The 17,715-nt window shown below is 70.0% G+C and carries 16 protein-coding genes; 9 read left to right on the top strand and 7 right to left on the bottom strand.

Going from position 1 to position 17,715, the window contains the following annotated elements; translation table 11 throughout:
* Positions 1-78 precede the first annotated feature (78 nt).
* From MRBLWH3_RS02920 to MRBLWH3_RS02910, 3 genes are all read left to right on the top strand, one after another.
* A complete protein-coding gene (locus tag MRBLWH3_RS02920) occupies positions 79-2,043 on the top strand; it encodes a M13 family metallopeptidase (protein WP_363428540.1) in 1,965 nt (654 codons plus the stop codon).
* A 64-nt stretch (positions 2,044-2,107) separates the two neighbouring features.
* Positions 2,108-3,019 (top strand): serine hydrolase, encoded by a 912-nt coding sequence (locus MRBLWH3_RS02915; protein WP_363428538.1) that lies wholly within the window; start codon positions 2,108-2,110, stop codon positions 3,017-3,019.
* 73 nt (positions 3,020-3,092) lie between these two features.
* A complete protein-coding gene (locus MRBLWH3_RS02910; protein WP_363428536.1) occupies positions 3,093-4,205 on the top strand; it encodes a 5-methyltetrahydropteroyltriglutamate--homocysteine S-methyltransferase in 1,113 nt (370 codons plus the stop codon).
* Between the two features lie 130 nt (positions 4,206-4,335).
* On the opposite strand, the gene MRBLWH3_RS02905 is transcribed toward MRBLWH3_RS02910, so the two are convergent.
* The 4 genes from MRBLWH3_RS02905 to MRBLWH3_RS02890 are packed head-to-tail and all read right to left on the bottom strand — an operon-like array spanning position 4,336 to position 7,875.
* Positions 4,336-5,301 (bottom strand): VOC family protein, encoded by a 966-nt coding sequence (locus tag MRBLWH3_RS02905; protein ID WP_363428534.1) that lies wholly within the window; start codon positions 5,299-5,301, stop codon positions 4,336-4,338.
* A gap of 22 nt (positions 5,302-5,323) precedes the next feature.
* Positions 5,324-6,403, bottom strand: coding sequence for a 4-oxalomesaconate tautomerase (locus MRBLWH3_RS02900; protein WP_363428532.1), 1,080 nt, complete (start codon positions 6,401-6,403; stop codon positions 5,324-5,326).
* Positions 6,390-7,106 (bottom strand): 4-carboxy-4-hydroxy-2-oxoadipate aldolase/oxaloacetate decarboxylase, encoded by a 717-nt coding sequence (locus MRBLWH3_RS02895; protein WP_363428530.1) that lies wholly within the window; start codon positions 7,104-7,106, stop codon positions 6,390-6,392. The genes MRBLWH3_RS02900 and MRBLWH3_RS02895 overlap by 14 nt, the downstream gene beginning before the upstream one ends.
* A 13-nt stretch (positions 7,107-7,119) precedes the next feature.
* Complete coding sequence (locus MRBLWH3_RS02890) at positions 7,120-7,875, bottom strand: PIG-L deacetylase family protein (protein WP_363428528.1); 756 nt, start codon at positions 7,873-7,875, stop codon at positions 7,120-7,122.
* A gap of 144 nt (positions 7,876-8,019) precedes the next feature.
* Between MRBLWH3_RS02890 and ligM the strand changes: the two genes are divergently transcribed.
* Positions 8,020-9,426: a vanillate/3-O-methylgallate O-demethylase gene (gene ligM / locus MRBLWH3_RS02885; RefSeq protein ID WP_363428526.1), complete on the top strand. Its 1,407-nt coding sequence runs from the start codon at positions 8,020-8,022 to the stop codon at positions 9,424-9,426.
* Positions 9,427-9,468: 42 nt separating this feature from the next.
* Here the strand turns inward: ligM and MRBLWH3_RS02880 are convergent, their stop codons facing one another.
* The 3 genes from MRBLWH3_RS02880 to MRBLWH3_RS02870 form a co-directional block, all read right to left on the bottom strand.
* The gene (locus MRBLWH3_RS02880; protein ID WP_363428524.1) at positions 9,469-10,254 is read right to left on the bottom strand and encodes a DUF1932 domain-containing protein; all 786 of its coding nucleotides are present in this window, start codon (positions 10,252-10,254) and stop codon (positions 9,469-9,471) included.
* Between the two features lie 10 nt (positions 10,255-10,264).
* Positions 10,265-11,161, bottom strand: a complete 897-nt coding sequence (locus MRBLWH3_RS02875) for an IclR family transcriptional regulator (protein WP_363428522.1) — start codon at positions 11,159-11,161, stop codon at positions 10,265-10,267.
* 91 nt (positions 11,162-11,252) lie between these two features.
* A complete protein-coding gene (locus MRBLWH3_RS02870; RefSeq protein WP_363428520.1) occupies positions 11,253-12,647 on the bottom strand; it encodes an aminomethyl transferase family protein in 1,395 nt (464 codons plus the stop codon).
* A 253-nt stretch (positions 12,648-12,900) separates the two neighbouring features.
* Between MRBLWH3_RS02870 and MRBLWH3_RS02865 the strand changes: the two genes are divergently transcribed.
* From MRBLWH3_RS02865 to MRBLWH3_RS02845, 5 genes are read left to right on the top strand one after another with little or no spacing between them, the layout of a single operon-like run.
* A complete protein-coding gene (locus tag MRBLWH3_RS02865) occupies positions 12,901-13,680 on the top strand; it encodes an ABC transporter ATP-binding protein (RefSeq protein ID WP_363428518.1) in 780 nt (259 codons plus the stop codon).
* On the top strand, positions 13,667-14,377 hold the full coding sequence (locus MRBLWH3_RS02860; RefSeq protein WP_363428516.1) for an ABC transporter ATP-binding protein: 711 nt from the start codon (positions 13,667-13,669) through the stop codon (positions 14,375-14,377). Before MRBLWH3_RS02865 ends, MRBLWH3_RS02860 begins: the two co-directional genes overlap by 14 nt.
* A 1-nt stretch (position 14,378) precedes the next feature.
* Entirely contained in the window at positions 14,379-15,266 is an 888-nt protein-coding gene (locus tag MRBLWH3_RS02855) for a branched-chain amino acid ABC transporter permease (protein WP_363428514.1), read from the top strand.
* Entirely contained in the window at positions 15,266-16,378 is a 1,113-nt protein-coding gene (locus MRBLWH3_RS02850) for a branched-chain amino acid ABC transporter permease (RefSeq protein WP_363428512.1), read from the top strand. Before MRBLWH3_RS02855 ends, MRBLWH3_RS02850 begins: the two co-directional genes overlap by 1 nt.
* Positions 16,379-16,422: 44 nt before the next feature.
* On the top strand, positions 16,423-17,694 hold the full coding sequence (locus MRBLWH3_RS02845; RefSeq protein WP_363428510.1) for an ABC transporter substrate-binding protein: 1,272 nt from the start codon (positions 16,423-16,425) through the stop codon (positions 17,692-17,694).
* Positions 17,695-17,715 lie beyond the last annotated feature (21 nt).

Here is a 17,715-nt window from a genome sequence, read left to right as displayed (position 1 = left end):
TCATCACAATGTCGTCACGGGCGGCGATCAGGCTCCTCCCGAGAGTTGTCCAGGCTGCGGGCGACTACCCTGGAACGCATGACCGATGCCCCCCGCTCCGGTCTCGCGCTCGATGAGCTCAGCGCCGAGATCCGCCCCCAGGACGACCTGTTCCGCCACGTCAACGGCAGCTGGCTCGATCGGACCGAGATCCCGGAGGACAAGGCGCGGTGGGGGTCGTTCCACCTCATCGCGGAGCAGGCCGAGAAGGACGTGCACGCGATCGTCGAGGAGTCGCAGCAGGCCGAGCCGGGCACCGAGTCCCGCAAGATCGGCGACCTCTATACGAGCTTCATGGATACCGAGCGCATCGAGGCGCAGGGCGCCGCGCCGCTCGCGGACTCGCTGGCCCGCGTCGAGGCGATCGCCGACATCCCCGGATTCCTCCGCACGATCGGCGAGTTCGAGCGCGACGGCGTCGCCGCGCTGATCCACCTCTACTTCGAGCCCGACCCGGGCAACCCCGAGCGCTACGTGCCCTTCTTCATCCAGGGCGGTCTGTCGCTGCCGGACGAGAGCTACTACCGCCTCGACAACTTCCAGGAGACGCGCATCGCGTTCCGCACCCACGTGCAGCGCATCCTCGAGCTCGCAGGCGTGGCCGAGGCCGAGGCATCCGCCGACCGCATCGTCGCGATCGAGACGGAGCTCGCCACCCACCACTGGGACAACGTCTCGAGCCGTGACGCGGTGAAGACGTACAACCTCAAGACGTGGGACGAGGTGCAGGAGCTCGTCGGCGTGGACCTGACGCCGTGGCGCGAGGGCGCGGCGCCGGGCCACGCCGACGCGTTCGCGGAGGTCAACGTCTACCAGCCGAGCTTCTTCGAGGGTCTCGGCGCCCTGCTCGTCGAGGATCGCCTCGAGGACTGGAAGGCGTGGCTGCGGTTCGCGGTCGTGCACTCTGCGGCACCGTTCCTGTCGGAGGACTTCGTCGCCGAGAACTTCGGGTTCTACGGCACGCAGCTGACCGGCGTCCCGGTCAACCGCGAGCGCTGGAAGCGCGGCGTCAGCCTCACGGAGGCCGCGATGGGCGAGGCCATCGGCCGCGTCTACGTCGAGCGTCACTTCCCGCCCGCCGCCAAGGAGGCGATGGACGAGCTCGTCGCCAACCTCATCGAGGCCTACCGGCAGTCGATCGCCGAGCTCGAGTGGATGAGCCCCGAGACCCGGGAGCGCGCGCTCGCGAAGCTCGCCGCGTTCACCCCGAAGATCGGGTACCCGGTGAAGTGGAAGGACTACTCCACCCTCGAGATCGCGAGTGATGACCTCGTCGGCAACGTCCGCCGTGCGCACGTGTGGGAGCACGACCGCCAGCTCGCGAAGGTCGGTCAGCCGATCGATCGCGACGAGTGGTTCATGACGCCGCAGACGGTCAACGCGTACTACAACCCGCTGATGAACGAGATCGTGTTCCCGGCGGCGATCCTGCAGCACCCGTTCTTCGACGTCGAGCGCGACGCCGCGGCCAACTACGGCGGCATCGGCGCGGTCATCGGCCACGAGATCGGCCACGGCTTCGACGACCAGGGAAGCCGTTTCGACGGCGACGGATCCCTGCGCGACTGGTGGACCGACGACGACCGCGCCGCCTTCGAGGAGCGCACCAAGAACCTCATCGCCCAGTACGACGCCCTCGTGCCGCAGGGGCTGGCCGACGACAACCACGTCAACGGCGCGCTCACCATCGGCGAGAACATCGGCGACCTGGGCGGTCTCGGCATCGCGATCAAGGCCTACGCCCTGTCGCTCGACGGCACGGGCGCGCCCGAGCTCGACGGCTTCACGGGCATCCAGCGACTGCTGCTCAGCTGGGGACAGATCTGGCAGCAGAAGGGACGGGACGCGGAGACGATCCGCCTCCTGACGATCGACCCGCACTCGCCCAACGAGTTCCGGTGCAACCAGATCGTCCGCAACATCGACGCGTTCTACGAGGCGTTCGGTGTGACCGAAGCGGATGCGCTCTGGCTCGACGAGGACCAGCGCGTCACCATCTGGTGACGTCCGGGCCGCGTGCGGCTCGATCACCCCGCAACAACGTCAAGGGGAGGGAAACTCCGTGGGCATGGAGCCCAGAAAGGATGCCGAGTCGCTGCGGGGGGCGCGACGGAGCACCGGTCGGCGGCTGCCGAAGAGGGCGGCCGCCGGTCGTCGATCGTTCACGTCGACGCTGAAGGCGCTCGACGATCTCGCCGCATCGGGAGCCAAGATCTCGGTGCGCATCACCGACCTCGATCGCGGCACGTCCGTCCTGTCGGGCGACGACTTCGTGACCCTGCCGGTCGCCGGGCTCGGCGTCGTGCCGCTGCTCATCGAGGTGGCGGCGGCGTTCGAGTCGGGGCGTCTCGAGCCGCTCGAGATCATCGACCGTGCGCACATCGAGCCGGTCGGCGTCGGGGGAGTGTGGCAGCACCTCAAGGCGCCGGCCCTCCCTCTCGTCGACCTCGCCGTGCTCACCGCGTCGACGGGCGACGCGCTGGCGGCCAATGCGCTGCTGCGGCGGGTCGGCCTGCCGGCGGTGCGCGCCCGCATCGAAGAGCTCGGGCTCGCCCGCTCGGCGCTGCTCGACCGTTTCCGCGACGAGCGCGGGCCCGACGACGCGCCGCACTTCGCCCTCGGCTCCGCGCGTGAGCTCGCCGAGGTGTTCGCGGCTCTGGTGAACTCGCAGGTCGTCTCGCCGGGCGTGAGCGCCCAGGTCGCGGAGTGGCTGAGCCTGAACCACGACCTGTCGCTCGTGGCATCCGCCACCGGTCTCGACCCGTTCTCCCACGAGAACGACGAGCACGGTCTGCTCTTCATCAACAAGACCGGCCGGGATGCCGGCATCCGTGTCGAAGCGGGGGTGCTCGCCGGCCCGCGCGCCGGGGTGTCGTACGCGCTCATCGTGTGCTTCGACGACCTGTCGATCTCGCACCGCCTGCGCGCGCACGAGGCCTTCCGCGTGCTCGGCACGGACCTCATGGAGTACGTGTTCTGAGCCGGCGGCGCGGGCGATGACGCCGAGTGACGGGCGAGTACCTATGGTGGGAGGGATCGGCTAGCCTCGCAGGGTGTCAACACCGCCGTTCCGCGCCGACATCGTCGGCAGCTTCCTCCGTCCCGCCGAGCTCGCAGGGGCGCGCCGCCGCTTCGCCGCGGGAGACATCGATGCCGATGCGCTGCGCGTCGCGGAGGAGACGGCGATCGCCGAACTCGTCGTGCGCGAGGCCGATGCGGGCTTGAAGCTCGCGACCGACGGCGAGTTCCGCCGCTCGTGGTGGCACTTCGACTTCTTCGGCCTGCTCGACGGCGTCGAGATCGTCGAGCTCGACCACGGCATCCAGTTCCAGGGCGTGCAGACCAAGCCGCGCGGCATCGAGATCTCGGGCAAGATCGGCTTCAGCGACTCGCACCCGTTCCTCGACCACTTCCGCTCGCTCAAGAGCCTGCTCGAGCGCACCACCGGCGCGGTGCCCAAGTTCAGCATCCCCGCGCCGACCGTGCTCGACTTCCGCCTCGAGCCCGGCCATCTGTCCGGGTCGGGGTATGACGGCCGCGAGGACATCGTCGACGACCTCGTGCAGGCATACCGTGACGCCGTCGCCGCGTTCTACGACGCCGGTGCGCGCTATCTGCAGTTCGACGACACCGCCTGGGCGTACCTCTGCTCCGAGGTCGAGCTCGAGAAGGCGCGCGAGCGCGGCATCCACACCGACGGCATCGCCGAGCGCTACGCCGGCATCCTGAACCGTATCCTCGACGGCAAGCCCGACGACCTCACGATCACCACCCACGTCTGCCGCGGCAACTTCCGCTCGACGTGGATCTCGTCGGGCGGCTACGAGCCGGTCGCCGAGCAGCTGCTCGGAAACACCGCCTACGACGGCTATTTCCTGGAGTACGACAGCGCGCGCGCCGGCGGCTTCGAGCCGCTGCGGTTCCTGCCCGAAGGCGACAAGACGGTCGTGCTGGGGCTCATCACGTCGAAGAGCGGTGAGCTGGAGAATGTGGATGCCGTGAAGCACCGCATCGACGAGGCTGCGGCGTTCGCTCCGCTCGGGCAGCTCGCCCTGAGCCCGCAGTGCGGCTTCGCCTCGACCGAGGAGGGCAACGTCCTCACCGAGGACGAGCAGTGGGCCAAGGTGCGCGAGGTCGTCGACATCGCCGCCGACGTCTGGCGCTGAGTGCGAGGTCGGCCACGCCGCCCCTCGGGTTTGGGGCGAACGGCGCACGTTTGGGGCGCGCGAGTCGCGCCCCAAATGGCCGCGACGCGCCCCAAACCCGGATGACGATCACCCCCGGCAGAACTCGGGCTCAGTGGCCGGGCGCGTCGACCACCGGGGTGCCGTGGGTGTGGAAGGTCTCGATCGTCTTCATGCCCCAGGCCTGGCCCTTGCGGCGCTCGGCCTCCGTCCATTCCACGACGGGCTGATCGGGATCCAGCAGGAGTCGGGCGCCGGCGTTGGCGAACTCGATGCGGTTTCCCCCGGGTTCCCAGACGTAGAGGAAGAACGTCTGGTTGATCGCGTGCTTGTGAGGCCCTGACTCGATGTGGATGCCGTTCTCGAGGAAGATGTCGGCGGCCTTGAGGATGTCCTCGCGGGTGTCGGGGGCGAACGCGATGTGGTGCAGGCGGTTGCCGTGCTTGGTCCAGTCGTCGGAGTAGACCACGTCGTACGACTTCAGCGAGAAGTGGAACCACCACGCGGCGAACCTGCCGCTGTCGAGTCGGATGCGCTCCGACTCCCGCATCCCCAGCGCGTCTCGCACGAACGCGCCGTTCGCCTCGACGTCCTTCGCGAGGTAGTTGATGTGGTCGAGGCGGCGTGCGTTCACGCCCCGGCCGGGGAACCGGGAGGCCTGGTTCTTCAGCGCGGGCCGGTCATCGTCGCCGGCCTGGTACCGCTCGGCCTCGGAGAAGATCCCCATCGCGTGCCCGTCGGGGTCGGTGAACTCGTAGGTCGGCCCGCAGCCCACGTCGCCGTCGGTCCACCCGAGGCCGAGCCCGGTCGCCTCGATCGCCGCGACACGACGCTCCAGCGCCTGCGGCGACGACGCCCGGAACGACGTGCGACCCACGCCCGCAGCATCCGATGCCGTCAGCTTGATCGTGTAGAGCTGGTACTCGTCCCACGTGCGCAGGTAGACCGAGTCGTCGTGCTCGGCGACGACGCGCATGGCCAGCAGGTCCTCGAAGAACCAGCGGCTCTCGGCGGGGGTCGGGGTCAGCAGCTCGACGTGGGCGAGGTGGGCGACGTCGAACGACGTGTCGGCGGTCATGGTGCGTCCTCTCTGACGGGGTTCATCGGCGCGGCCGGGGGAAGACCGTGCCGTCGAAGAGCTTGCGGGCCGTCCGCCGGGAGAACGAGGTCGCGCGCCAGGCGCCGGCGTCGTCCTGCGTGACGCGCACGCGCGACGGGAAGGTGCCGCTCGGGTGCTCGATGGCGGTGTCCTCATCGCCGAACGGGCCGGCCATGTCGGAGCCGACCGCGCCGGGGATCCGCAGGGCGGCCGCGACGGATGCTGCCATCAGCACGCCGATCGCCGTGTGCACGCGCGCCGGGATGAAGGCGCGGGTCGAGATCGCGCCGCCGGCGCGCGGGGGCGAGAGGAGGATCATCTTCGGCACCGTCTGCGCCGACACGTCGCCGAGCCCCATGAGCGGACCGGCGGCGAGCCGGAGGCGCTCGATGCGCGTGGCAAGGCCGGCGTCGGCCTCGAGCGCCGCGGCCGACTCCGAGCCGTCGACGCCGAGCTGATCCGCGCGCAGAAGCACGACAGGCATCCCGTTGTCGATGAGCGTCGCGGTGACGCTGCCGAGTTCGTCGGCGGGGTTGCCGGTCGGCAGCAGCGCTTTGTCGGGACCGCCCCCGACCTCCAGCTCGATGGCGGATGCCGTGCCGGGGACGCCGTCGATGGCGGCATCGCCGTCGTAGTCGGGGCGGCCGTCGGCCGTGGGGAAGACGGCGGTCGCGGCATCCCCGGTGTTGAGGAGCCGGATGCGCACCGTGGTGCGCGAGCCGGTCGCAGGGACGAGGTCCCGCTCGAGGGCGAACGGCCCGATGCCGGCGAGCAGGTTGCCGCAGGTCTGCGCGTCGCTCACCGTCGCCGTGTCCACCCCGACCTGCAGGAACAGGTAGTCGACGTCGATGCCCTCGGCGCCCGACGGCGAGACGATCGCGACCTTGCTCGTGAGGGGGTGCGCGCCGCCGATGCCGTCGATCTGGCGGGGGTCGGGCGAGCCCATGATCCGCAGCAGCAGGTCGTCGCGCTCGGCGGGGTCGTCGGGCAGGTCCGACGCGAGGAAGTACGCGCCCTTCGACGTGCCGCCCCGCATGAGCATGCAGCGGATGCCGTCGCGCACCGGGTCAGTCGCGCCCATGTTCGCGCGCCTCGTACTCCGCCTGTGAGACGTACTCGATGCCGAGCTCGGCGAGCAGGGGCCGAAGCCCCTTGCGGTCGAGGCTCAGCTCACCGCCGCGGTACGCGGAGCGGTCGGCCTCCTCTTTCGCGATGCGCGCGTCGGCCGCGGCGAGGGCGTCGGCCGCGTCCCGCCGGGGGACGCACAGCACACCGTCGTCGTCCGCGACGATCACGTCGCCGGGGCGCACCGTGACCGCTCCGACCACGACGGGCACGTTCACCGACCCGGGCGTCGCCTTGACGGTGCCCTGCGCGAACACCGCCGCCGACCACACCGGGAAGCCCATCGCGCGCAGCTCCGCGACATCGCGGACTCCCGTCGTCGTGACGAGCCCGCGCACGCCGCGCGTCTGCAGCGCCGTGGCGAACAGCTCGCCGAACGCGCCGTCCAGCGACGGCGACGTCGTGCTCACCACGAGCACGTCGCCCTCGCGGCACTGCTCGACGGCCGCGTGGATCATGAGGTTGTCGCCGGGGTGGCTCCGCACCGTGACGGCGGTTCCGGCGACGCGCACGTCGTCCTGGATGGGACGGATGCCGGGACCCACGAGTCCCGTGCGACCCATCGCCTCGTGCACCGTCGCGACGCCGTGGGCTCCGAGCGCGCGGGCGGTCGCAGCATCCGTCCTCGCGATGTCGGTGACGATGACAGGCGTGATCACGGACCCACCCCGCTCACGACAGCACCGCGGTGACCTGCGGGAAGTGCCGCATGTAGGCCTCGCCCATGGTCTCGTGGTGGAGGCCGAGGTTCGGGCCGGCGTTGCGCTTGAGCTGCACGCCGCGGCGCACCGCGAGGTCGGTGTAGTACGACCACATGTGCTTCTGCGCCGGCAGGCACTCCATCGCGGCGCGTTTGCGCCCGAACGCCTCGGTGATGTCCAGGAGCACGTCGGGGGTGAAGTCGCACTGCTCGGGCTGGTGCGGCTCGAAGAAGAACACCGGCGGGGCGCCGATGATGTCGTCCTTCGTGGGGTAGCTGCCGTCGGAGTTCGCGACGCCGATCGCCTGCGCGAGCACGCGCGCCTCGAGTGCCATGCGCGCCGCCGCCGGGTGATCGCCGTTGTAGGGGTCGCGCAGGGTGTGGGTGAGCACGACCGTGGGCTGCACGCGCCGGTACAGGTCGACCAGCCGCGACACGGCCTCACGCGACTCGACGAGCGGGTAGTCGCCGAGGTCGAGGAACTCGATCTCGGCTCCGAGAGCGGATGCTGCGGCCTCGGCCTCGTCGCGCCGGATGGCCTTGATCTCGTCCAGCGACTTTCCGTCGAGCCACTGGCTCGCCGACTCGCCGCGCTCGCCGTAGGAGAGGCACGCGACCACCGCGCGCTCACCGCGCAGGGCTGCGGCGGCGATCGCGCCGCCCGCCCGCCACACGAAGTCGCCGGCGTGGGCGCTCACGACGAGGAGCGAGTCGGACGTCACTGTCATGGGGCCAGCGAACCACACCTCTGGCGGAATGGTCAACAAATTGTCTACAATCGTGGCGACTAAATACCTCTCGATGTAGGTATCGTGGCGCATCGCGCTCAGGTCACCCGGCACGAACCACTGGACGAGGAAGTCGAGACAGGCATGGCGAGCAATCTGCAGGAGCTGCTGGATCAGAAGGGGAACGTCGTCGAGATGCTGCGCAATTCGCAGCTCGGCACGTACATCTACCCCGTCGTGCCGGCGGAGTTCACGAACTGGCGGCGCGAGCAGAAGGCATGGCGCGAGACGGCGGTGCTCTACGACCAGACGCACCACATGGTGAACTTCTTCATGACCGGCCCCGACGCGTTGAAGGTGCTGTCCGACACCGGCATCAACTCGTTCGCGAACTTCCCGGTCAACACCGCCAAGCAGTTCGTGCCCACGTCGTCCACCGGCGGGGTCATCGGCGACGGCATCCTGTTCCATCTCGCCGAGGACGCGTACGTCTACGTCGGGCGCGCGCCGGGCGCGAACTGGCTGCAGTTCCATGCCGAGACGGGCGACTACGACGTCGAGACCCGCTACGACGACCGCTCGCCGTCGCGCCCGTACGGCCAGGCGGTCACGCGCGAGTTCTACCGCTTCCAGATCCAGGGACCCAACGCGTGGCCCATCATCGAGAAGCTCGCCGGCCGCGAGGTCGAGCAGGTGCGCTTCTTCCACATGGGCGAGCTCGAGATCGCCGGCCAGCAGGTGCGCACCCTCCGCCACGGCATGGCCGGTGCTCCGGGTCTGGAGATCTGGGGGCCGTACGAGCAGCACGGCCGGGTCCGCGACGCCGTGCTCGAGGCCGGGCGCGAGTTCGGGATCGAGCCCTGCGGGTCGCGGGCGTACTCGTCGAACACCCTCGAGTCGGGGTGGATCCCGTCGCCGCTGCCGGCGATCTACACCGGCGGCGACATCGAGCGCCGCTACCGCGAGTGGCTCCCCGCCGACGGCTACGAGGCGATCAACGCCCTCGCCGGCTCGTTCGTGTCGGACGACATCGAGGACTACTACCTGAACCCGTGGGACCTCGGCTACGGCTCCTTCGTGAAGTTCGACCACGACTTCATCGGACGCGAGGCGCTCGAGCACGTCGACCCCGAGTCGCAGCGCAAGAAGGTCACGCTCGCGTGGAACGACGAAGACCTCGGCCGCATCCTCACCAGCGTCATCGACCGCGAAGGCCCGGGCTACCAGTTCTTCGACCTGCCGAACGCGAACTACGGCTCGTCCAACTACGACGCCGTGATCGACGCCGACGGCAGCACCGTGGGCCTGTCGCTGTTCACCGGCGTGACGGCGAACGAGAAGCGCGGGCTGTCGCTCGCCACTGTCGACCGCGACGTGCCGATCGGCGCAGAGGTGCGCGTCGTGTGGGGCGAGCCCGACGGCGGTTCCGGCAAGACGACGGTCGAGCCGCACGAGCAGATCGAGGTGCGCGCCGTCGTGAGCCCGGTGCCGTACGCCGAGACCGCACGCCAGGAGTACCACGGCGGCTGGCGCACTGCCGGAGCGGCGTAACGAGGGCCGCCGGGGCGCCGGTCGACCGGGACTCGGGCGCGCTCAGGGGGCGGGGTGATCGCGGTCGGCGACGAGGCGCTCGAACCAGGCGAGCGTCGCGCGGGTCATGTCGGCGGGCTGCCCGGAGGACTCGAGCGCGGCGAGAGCGGCGCGCACTTCGTGTTCGCGGCGGACGGCGTGAGTCGCCGAGCCCTCGACCAGGCGATCGATGAGCGTGGCGCCCTCGGGACCGAGTTCGTCGGACATCTGAGCGTGCAGCCAGTCCTCGGCGCCCGCGGCGCGCGCCGCGCCGAGGCCCTCGAGCACGAGCGCCGCGAGACCCTTCATGAAGACGCTCCGCAGCAGCCGCAGCCGTGCGGCCTCGCCGGCCGCGCCCTCGATGACGTGGACGGGCACCTCGAAAGGGCCGACCCGCGCGGCGAACTCGTGCGCTCCGGAACCGCTCGCGAGCAGCGGCGTCCGGTGGCCCGCGCGCGTCACGGGCGCCAGCACCGCGACATCCGCCATGGCAAGCCCTCGATCGGCGGCGAGGCGCGCGATGCGCTGCTTGAGCTCGGGCGCGGCGGTGTTGAGGTCGGCGTAGACCGCACCCTTCGCCACGTGCCGAAGTGCATCGCTGGCGACGGATGCTGCGGCGTGGCCGGTCACGAGACTCAGGGCCACATCGGCCCCGGCGAGAGCATCGGCGAGGGAGGAGAACTGCGGCACGTCGGGATCGCCCAGCTCGTGGGCGGGGTCGAACCCGCGCACGTCGGCCCCGGCATGGGCGAGGCCCCGCGCGTAACGGCGGCCGGCCTCGCCGAGTCCGAGGATCGCGATCGTCGTCATGGCCGAAACCCTAGAGCACGGCGCGGGGGCCGGAGGCGCGAAGGGCGCCGGCATCGTGCGGGTCGGTGTCGAGGCTCTCGAGGTACTCGATCGACCGGCGCGAGCCACTCACGAGCGAGCGGATGCCGTGGGTGCGCTCGTCGACGTCGGGGCGGTACGCGACCGCGAGGTCGTGCGCGATGCCGGCGGCCGCACGGCGCAGCAGCTCGACGTAGCCGTGGGGTGAGACGCCGTCATTCGGCACCACCACGCTGATAGCGGCGTACACGGTCCCACCCGGGCCCATCACGGGCACGGCGATGCCGCGGGATTCGGGATGGATCGCACCCTCGGTCACGGCATACCCCTCCTCGCGCACGCGTCGCAGCTCATCACGAAGTTCGGCGCCGGTATGGATGGTCCGATTGGTGTAGGTCCGCAGCCCGTGCGCGACGACCTCGCTCACGAGCGCCGCATCCGCATGAGCCAGCAGCACGAGCCCGCTCGACGAGGCGTGCAGTGGGATGCGGCCGCCGATGAGCGTCGCGTTCACGACGGCGTCGCGGGTCGACATCCGGTCGATGAAGAGCACGTCGCGCCCGCTCAGCACCCCGAGCTGGGTGTGCTGGCGCACCCGCTCGTGCACAGCCCCGAGCCACGGTCGCGCGATCTCGCGCAGTCCGACGGCGCCCGGCGTGCGGCTGGCGAACTCCCAAAGCCGCACGCCGAGGCGGTACGTGCGATCCGGCAGGCGCTCGAGCAGGCCCTCGCGCTCGAGCTCGGCGATCAGGCGGTGAGCGGTCGACGGCGGGATGCCCGACGCGTCGGCGATCTCGGTCAGCGTGAGGAACGGATGCCACGCATCGAAGCTCTCGAGCACACGCAGGTGCCGGTGAAGCACCGACTCTCCGGCCGATCCTCGTGCCACGGCATCCTCCTCGACGACGCCGCCATGCTAACCCCGCACCGGCGTCGTGGTTCCGCTCATCGGAATCAGGGCGCACAGCGGGGAGCGCGGCTCACGCGTTCTGGCGGTACACCGTCCGGGCGTAGTCGTGGTACGGCGCCGGCGCGACGGTCGCGCGGATGCTCACCTGCCGGTGCGCCGCCTCCACGGAGTCCTTCTTCGAGATGGGGTCCTCACCCCACACGACCTCGACCTCGTCCCCGTCACGGATGCCGGCGTCCAGGGTCGCGAGCGACATGTAGAGCTGGTCGTACGCCACGTACCCGGCATCCGTCGAGATCCCGACGCGCTGCCCGTCCTTGCGGATCTCGTCCATCTGGTAGAGCCCGTACCGTGCCTTCGGGAAGTCGAGGTACTTCGCTGGCGTCCCCGGCTCGAGCTGCGAGCGGACCACGGCGGCGACGTCGTCGGCATTCCAGATCAGCGTGACCTTGCGGCGGCGCTGGTTCTCGGCGTGCTTCTCGAGCGCCTCGCGGCCGTGGAAGTCGTGGTCGAAGCGCACCGAGCGACCGAGCCCGATGTCGAACGGCGTCATGTAGAAGTCGTGGATGTCGGTCGAGTACAGTGACCCGCCGACCGACCCGATGCGCGTCGCCGGCAGCCACTCGCGGTAGTCGGCGAAGTCGTCGTCGAACACGGCGGGGAACGGCGTCGGCACCCAGCCGGACTCGAGCGGCGACGACGAGTACGCCTTGGCGCCGACGCGGCGGATGTCATGCTCCTCGCCGGCTTCCATGAGTGCGTTCAGCACGACCTCGTTGTCCTCCCACGGCCCGAAGAACTCGAATCCAGGCTGGCCGGCCATTCCGTGGCGCAGCGCCTTGACCGGCCGTCCGGCGATCTCGACGTCGCCGATGTGGAAGAACTTGATCTCGGGCGCGGGCCCGCCGAAGACCTTCTCCATCACGAGATCGGCGTGCGGCCCCTGCAGCTCGTACCGGTAGAAGGTGGGCGGCCCCTGCCGCATGTGCGAGTTCGCCTCGAGGCGGTAGCGGACGTCCTTGCCCGCCGCCTGCGCCTTCTCGACGTTGAAGCGCACCCAGTCGATGAGGATGTGGTGCCCGATGAGCACGAGCCCCTCGGGACCTTCGGCGTTGTAGAACAGGATGCCGTCGCCGATGAGGTAGCCGTCCTGGTTCACCGAGATCAGCTGCTTGGCGACGCCCGGGCGGAAGGTCGCGAACGTGTTCGGCGAGATCGAGCTCAGGAGCGGGATCAGGTCGTCGCCGTCGAGGAACAGCTGCGTCATGTGGTGGGACTGGTCCATGAGCGCCACCGATGTGTTCCACGCGCGCTGCTCGTCGCGCCAGTTGGTGAACTCCGGCGCCACGGGAAACGTGAACGCCGGCCAGTTCTGGTTGCGCAGCAGCTCGACGGGGCTGCCGGCCCGGTCGATCGCCTGTGAGAGGGACTCGGCCGTCGTGTCGGTCGTCGTCGTGGTGGTCATCGTCGACCCTCTTTCGTCGTTGGGGAAGCTGCGGTCAGCGTAGGAGCGTCGCGGCCCGCCTGGTCGACCGATTTCCATTGGGCGGAAACGGATGCGGTATCCCCGTCGGCCGCGGACCAGCATCGAGTCGCAACATCACGGTCGGGGAACTTCACGCCAAAATCGTTGACAATCTGGCCGAGGATCCGTAGTTTTCGGAGCAAGGGGAGGCCTCGAGTCCCCTGATCGACCGCGACGACGCGAAAGGTGGAGCATGGGTGCTCGGCTCGCAGTCCGGGACGTCAGCCTTCACTTCGGTGGCGTCAAGGTCCTCGAAGACGTGACCTTCACCGTCGAGGCGGGGCAGATCTTCGGCCTCGTCGGACCGAACGGCGCCGGCAAGACGTCGCTCTTCAACTGCGTCAGCGGCCACTACCGCCCAAGCGCCGGCTCGATCACGATCGACGACGACGAGGTGCTCGGCTCGGCCCCCGCCTCTCTCGCGCGGAAGGGCTTGGCGCGCACGTTCCAGCATCCCGCGCTCCAGCTGCGGGAGACCGTGCTGGAGAACGTGCTGCTCGGCGCACACAGCCGCCTGCCCGGCGGCCCGGGGGAATGGTCGCTGCGCCTGCCGCGCACGGGACGATCCGAGAAGGCGCTGCGCGCGGAGGCTCTCGAGCTCCTCGAGGCCCACGGCCTCGGGTGGGCGGCGAAGACCCGCGCCGACGAGCTCTCGCACGGACTGCACAAGGGCGTGGAGATCTGCCGGGCCCTGCTCATGAAGCCCCGCCTCCTGCTGCTCGACGAACCGGCGGCAGGCCTGCCGCACGCCGAGGTCGAGCAGCTGATCGAGACCGTGCGGCGCGTGCGAAACGATGACATCACCGTCGTGATCGTCGAGCACAACATGGGGCTCATCTCGGCCCTCACCGATCGCGTCGTCGTGCTCGACCACGGGCGAAAGCTCATGGAGGGCTCGGCGGCCGAGGCACAGGCCGACTCCCGCGTCATCGAGGCGTACCTCGGGAAGGACGCGGTCGATGACGCTGCTTGAGGTCGCCGACATCCGCGCGTTCTACGGGCGCGTGCAGGTGCTCGAGGGCGTCTCGCTCACCGTGCCCGAGGGCGGCGCCGTCGGCATCCTCGGCGCCAACGGCGCCGGCAAGACGACGACGCTCCGCGCCGTGTCGGGCACCGTGCGGTCGACCGGCACGATCCGCTTCGACGGCAAGGACCTGCGGGGGCTCCGCCCCGACCAGGTCGCCGCGCTCGGCATCGCGCACGTGCCCGAAGGGCGCGGCACCCTCTCCGACCTGACCGTGCGCGAGAACCTGCGGGTGGGCGCGTACCGCCGCAAGGACGCCAAGGCCATCCGCGCCGACATCGACTACTGCCTCGATCTCTTCCCGCAGCTGCAGGACCGCATCCGCTCCACCGGGTCGGCGCTGTCGGGCGGTGAGCAGCAGATGCTCGCCATCGCCCGCGCGATCATGGCCCGGCCCCGGCTCCTGCTGCTGGATGAGGCATCCCTCGGCCTTGCTCCCGGCACCGCCAAGACCGTGTACCAGGCGATCGGCCGGCTGCGCAGCGAGTCCGGCATCGCGATGGTCGTGGTCGAGCAGAACGCCAACCTCGCCTTCACCCTCGTCGACAGCGCCACCGTGCTCGAGACAGGGCGAAACGTCCTCACCGGCACGACGGCGCAGCTCAAAGGCATGGACGAGATCCGCCGCGCGTACCTGGGAGGCTGACGTGAACCCCGGCACCTTCATCCAGCTCGTGATCGACGGCCTGTCGACGGGGTCGATCTACGCGGCCCTCGCGCTCGCGATCGTGCTCGTGAACCAGGCGACCGGGCTCATCAACTTCGCCCAGGGGGGCATGGCCGTCCTCTCGGCCTACATCGCGTGGTCGCTCAGCGGGTTCGGCATCCCGCTCATCCTCGCCATCCTCGCCGCCATCGTCGTCTCGTTCTTCCTCGGGGCGCTGATCGAGCGGTACCTCATCCGCCGCTTCGAGCGGGGAGACCCCGACACCGCGGTCGTCGTCACGATCGGTCTGCTGACGCTCATCACGGGTCTCTGCGCGTGGATCTGGACGTACAACAACCGGCTCTTCCCTTCGCTCTTCCCCCTCGAGACGATCAAGATCGCCGGTGCCGTCATCAGCGTCCGCTCGCTCGGCACGATCATCGTGATCGTCGTGATCATGGGGCTCATGCAGGCGCTCTTCCTCGGCACGAAGCTGGGCCTCGCGCTGCGGGCCGTCGCGATCAACCCGGCATCGGCCGCGTTCTCGGGCATCAACGTCGGCCGCAACCTCATGGTCGGCTGGGGCCTGGCCGCCGTGCTGGGCGCGGTGGCGGGCGTGCTCGTCGCCCCGCAGCTGACGCTCACGCCGGGCATGATGGACTCCGCCCTCGTCTACGCGCTCGCCGCCTGCATCCTCGGCGGCCTCTCGAGCCCGATCGGCGTCGTCGTGGCCGCGTGGCTGATCGGCGTGCTGGAGAACCTCGCGGCCGTCTACATCCCCTTCATCGGGCACGACCTCAAGATCGCCGTGCCGTTCATCCTCATCTTCGTGGTGCTCCTCGTACGGCCACAGGGCCTGTTCGGCCGGAAAGCGGTGGTGCGCGTCTGATGCCTTCGACCGCCGAGTTCTCGAACCGGACCCCTTTCCTCGATCGAGCGTGGGTGCGGTGGGCGGTGTTCGGTCTGATCGTCGTGCTGATGATCGTCGTGCCGCTGATCCTCCCCGAGTTCGCCAACCAGACCATCGCCCGCATCGGCGTCTTCGCGGTGGCGGTGCTCGGCCTCAACGTGGTGATGGGCTACACCGGCCAGGTCTCGCTCGGCCAGATCTTCTTCGTCGGGGCCGGCGCCTACGCCACGGCGTTCGGCGTCAACGCCGACTGGAACATCCTGCTCGTCTTCCTCTTCGCGTGCGCGCTGCCCGGAGCGCTCGGCCTCCTCGTCGCCCTCGCCGCCGCGCGGCTCGGCGGCCTCGCGATCGCCATGGTGACGATCGCGCTCCCCCTCATCGGCGTGCCCCTCGCGAAGCGTCTCTCGGACTTCACCGGGGGATCGCAGGGCACCTCGGCGCGGTTCTCGGACGCGCCGGAGTGGACCGGGCTCTACGACGACCAGTGGCAGCTGTACATCGTCTTCCTCATCGGCGGCATCACCTTCCTCCTCACGCGCAACCTCGTGCGCGGGAAGTACGGGCGGGCCTTCGCGATCGTGAAGGGCAACGAGGCGGTCGCCGGCTCGATGGGCGTCTCGCCGTACCGCTACAAGGTCCTGGCGTTCACCATCGCCTCGCTCATCGGCGGCGTCAGCGGATTCCTCTACATGGTCGTCGTTCAGTACACGTCGCCCGAGACCATGAGCTTCGGCCACTCGATCGAGCTCCTCGCCTCCATGGTGATCGGGGGTGCGGGCAGCATCGTCGGCTCGGTCCTCGGCGGCATCTGGTACGTGCTGGTGCCGCAGATCACGAACATCATCGACCCGAACATCACCGCGGTGCTGCAGGGCGCCATCCTCCTGGTCGTGCTCTTCATCCTCCCGGGCGGTCTCGTTTCGCTGCCGAGGCTGTGGCGCCGCCGCGGCCGGGGCGGCGACGCTCCCCGCGGCCCCGGCGCCGCCGGAGCAGACGAGCGGACGGATGCCGCGGCATCCGTGTCCGGATCCTCGACGGTCGGCGACGCCCTGGGCGCCCCGCCCGGCTCGCCGCCCCCGTCGAAGCCATGACCCTCCCGAACGCAGTCACGACAAAACACAGAGAGGCAGGACCAATGAGCACGAATCGCAGGAAGATGCGCGTCGCCTCGGTCGTCGCCGGGATCGGCATCGTCGCCGTGCTCGCCGCCGGCTGCTCGCGCGGCGGCGGCACGCCGAACAGCATCGAGGACGGCGGCTCCGCCGAGGCGAGCCCGGGCATCACCGACTCGTCGGTCACGCTCGGCATCACGACTCCGCTCTCGGGACCGACCGCCGGGCCCGGTACGTGCACGGTCGCCGGCGTCACCGCCTACTTCGGCGCCAAGAACGCCGACGGCGGCGTCGAGTTCGGCGACGGCAAGACCCGCACGGTCGAGATCGAGGCGCTCGACGACGAGTACGACCCGCAGAAGGCCAAGGCGAACTACGACCAGCTCAAGAGCAGCGTGTTCGCGATGACCGCGGGCCTCGGAACGCCCACCAACCGCGCCTGGCGCGAGGCGGCCATCGCCGACGAGGTGCCGCAGGTGCTGATCATGACGGGCGACCCGATCTTCAGCAGCCAGGAGGAGAGCCCGTGGCAGCTCGGGTTCGTCCCGATCTACCAGAACGAGGGCGAGGCGTTCGGCGAGCTGCTGGCCGGCTCGGCCGAAGAGCACAAGGTCGCGATCCTGTCGCAGAACGACGACTACGGCGAAGGCTACGTCGAGGGCTTCAAGACCGCGATCGAGGGTGCCGACAACATCGAGGTCGTCAAGGAGCTCACATACGAGGCCACCGACACCTCGGTCGACGCGCAGCTCACCGAGCTCGCCGGCTCGGGCGCCGACGTCTTCTTCAACGCGATGTCGATCACGCCGCTGGTCATCTCGTCGCTGCAGAAGACGCAGGAGCTCGGCTGGCTGCCGTCGTGGTTCCTGCCGTCGAACACGTCGAGCCCGAGCGCGATCCTCGAGCCCGGTGGCGCGGCGGCGTTCCCGGGGGTGTACACGGTGGCGTTCGCGCAGTCCGCGGCTGCCCCGACGTTCGCCGAGAGCGAAGAGGGCGCCGCCTTCCTCGAGCAGCTGGCGGAGTACGCGAACTACCCGGACGTGCCCGCGTTCCCGCACTGCGTGTGGTCGTACCAGATCGGGGCGACGCTCGAGGAGGTGTTCGGCAACATGACCGAACCCACGCGTGAGAACTTCATGGAGGCGCTGCGCGACGTCTCGGGCTTCACCGCCCCGCTGATGCTCGAGGGCTCCGCCGTCGACACGACCGAGGACGGCCAGCCCGCCGTCTCGACCGTGCAGGTGCAGAAGTACAACGGCAAGGGCTACGCCCCGGCAGAGTCCTGGGATCAGTGACCTGAGCCCGGCGAATGGGGG

Source organism: Microbacterium sp. LWH3-1.2, from assembly GCF_040675855.1.
GTDB lineage: Bacteria > Actinomycetota > Actinomycetes > Actinomycetales > Microbacteriaceae > Microbacterium.
This window is presented reverse-complemented; position numbering and strand designations above follow the sequence as displayed.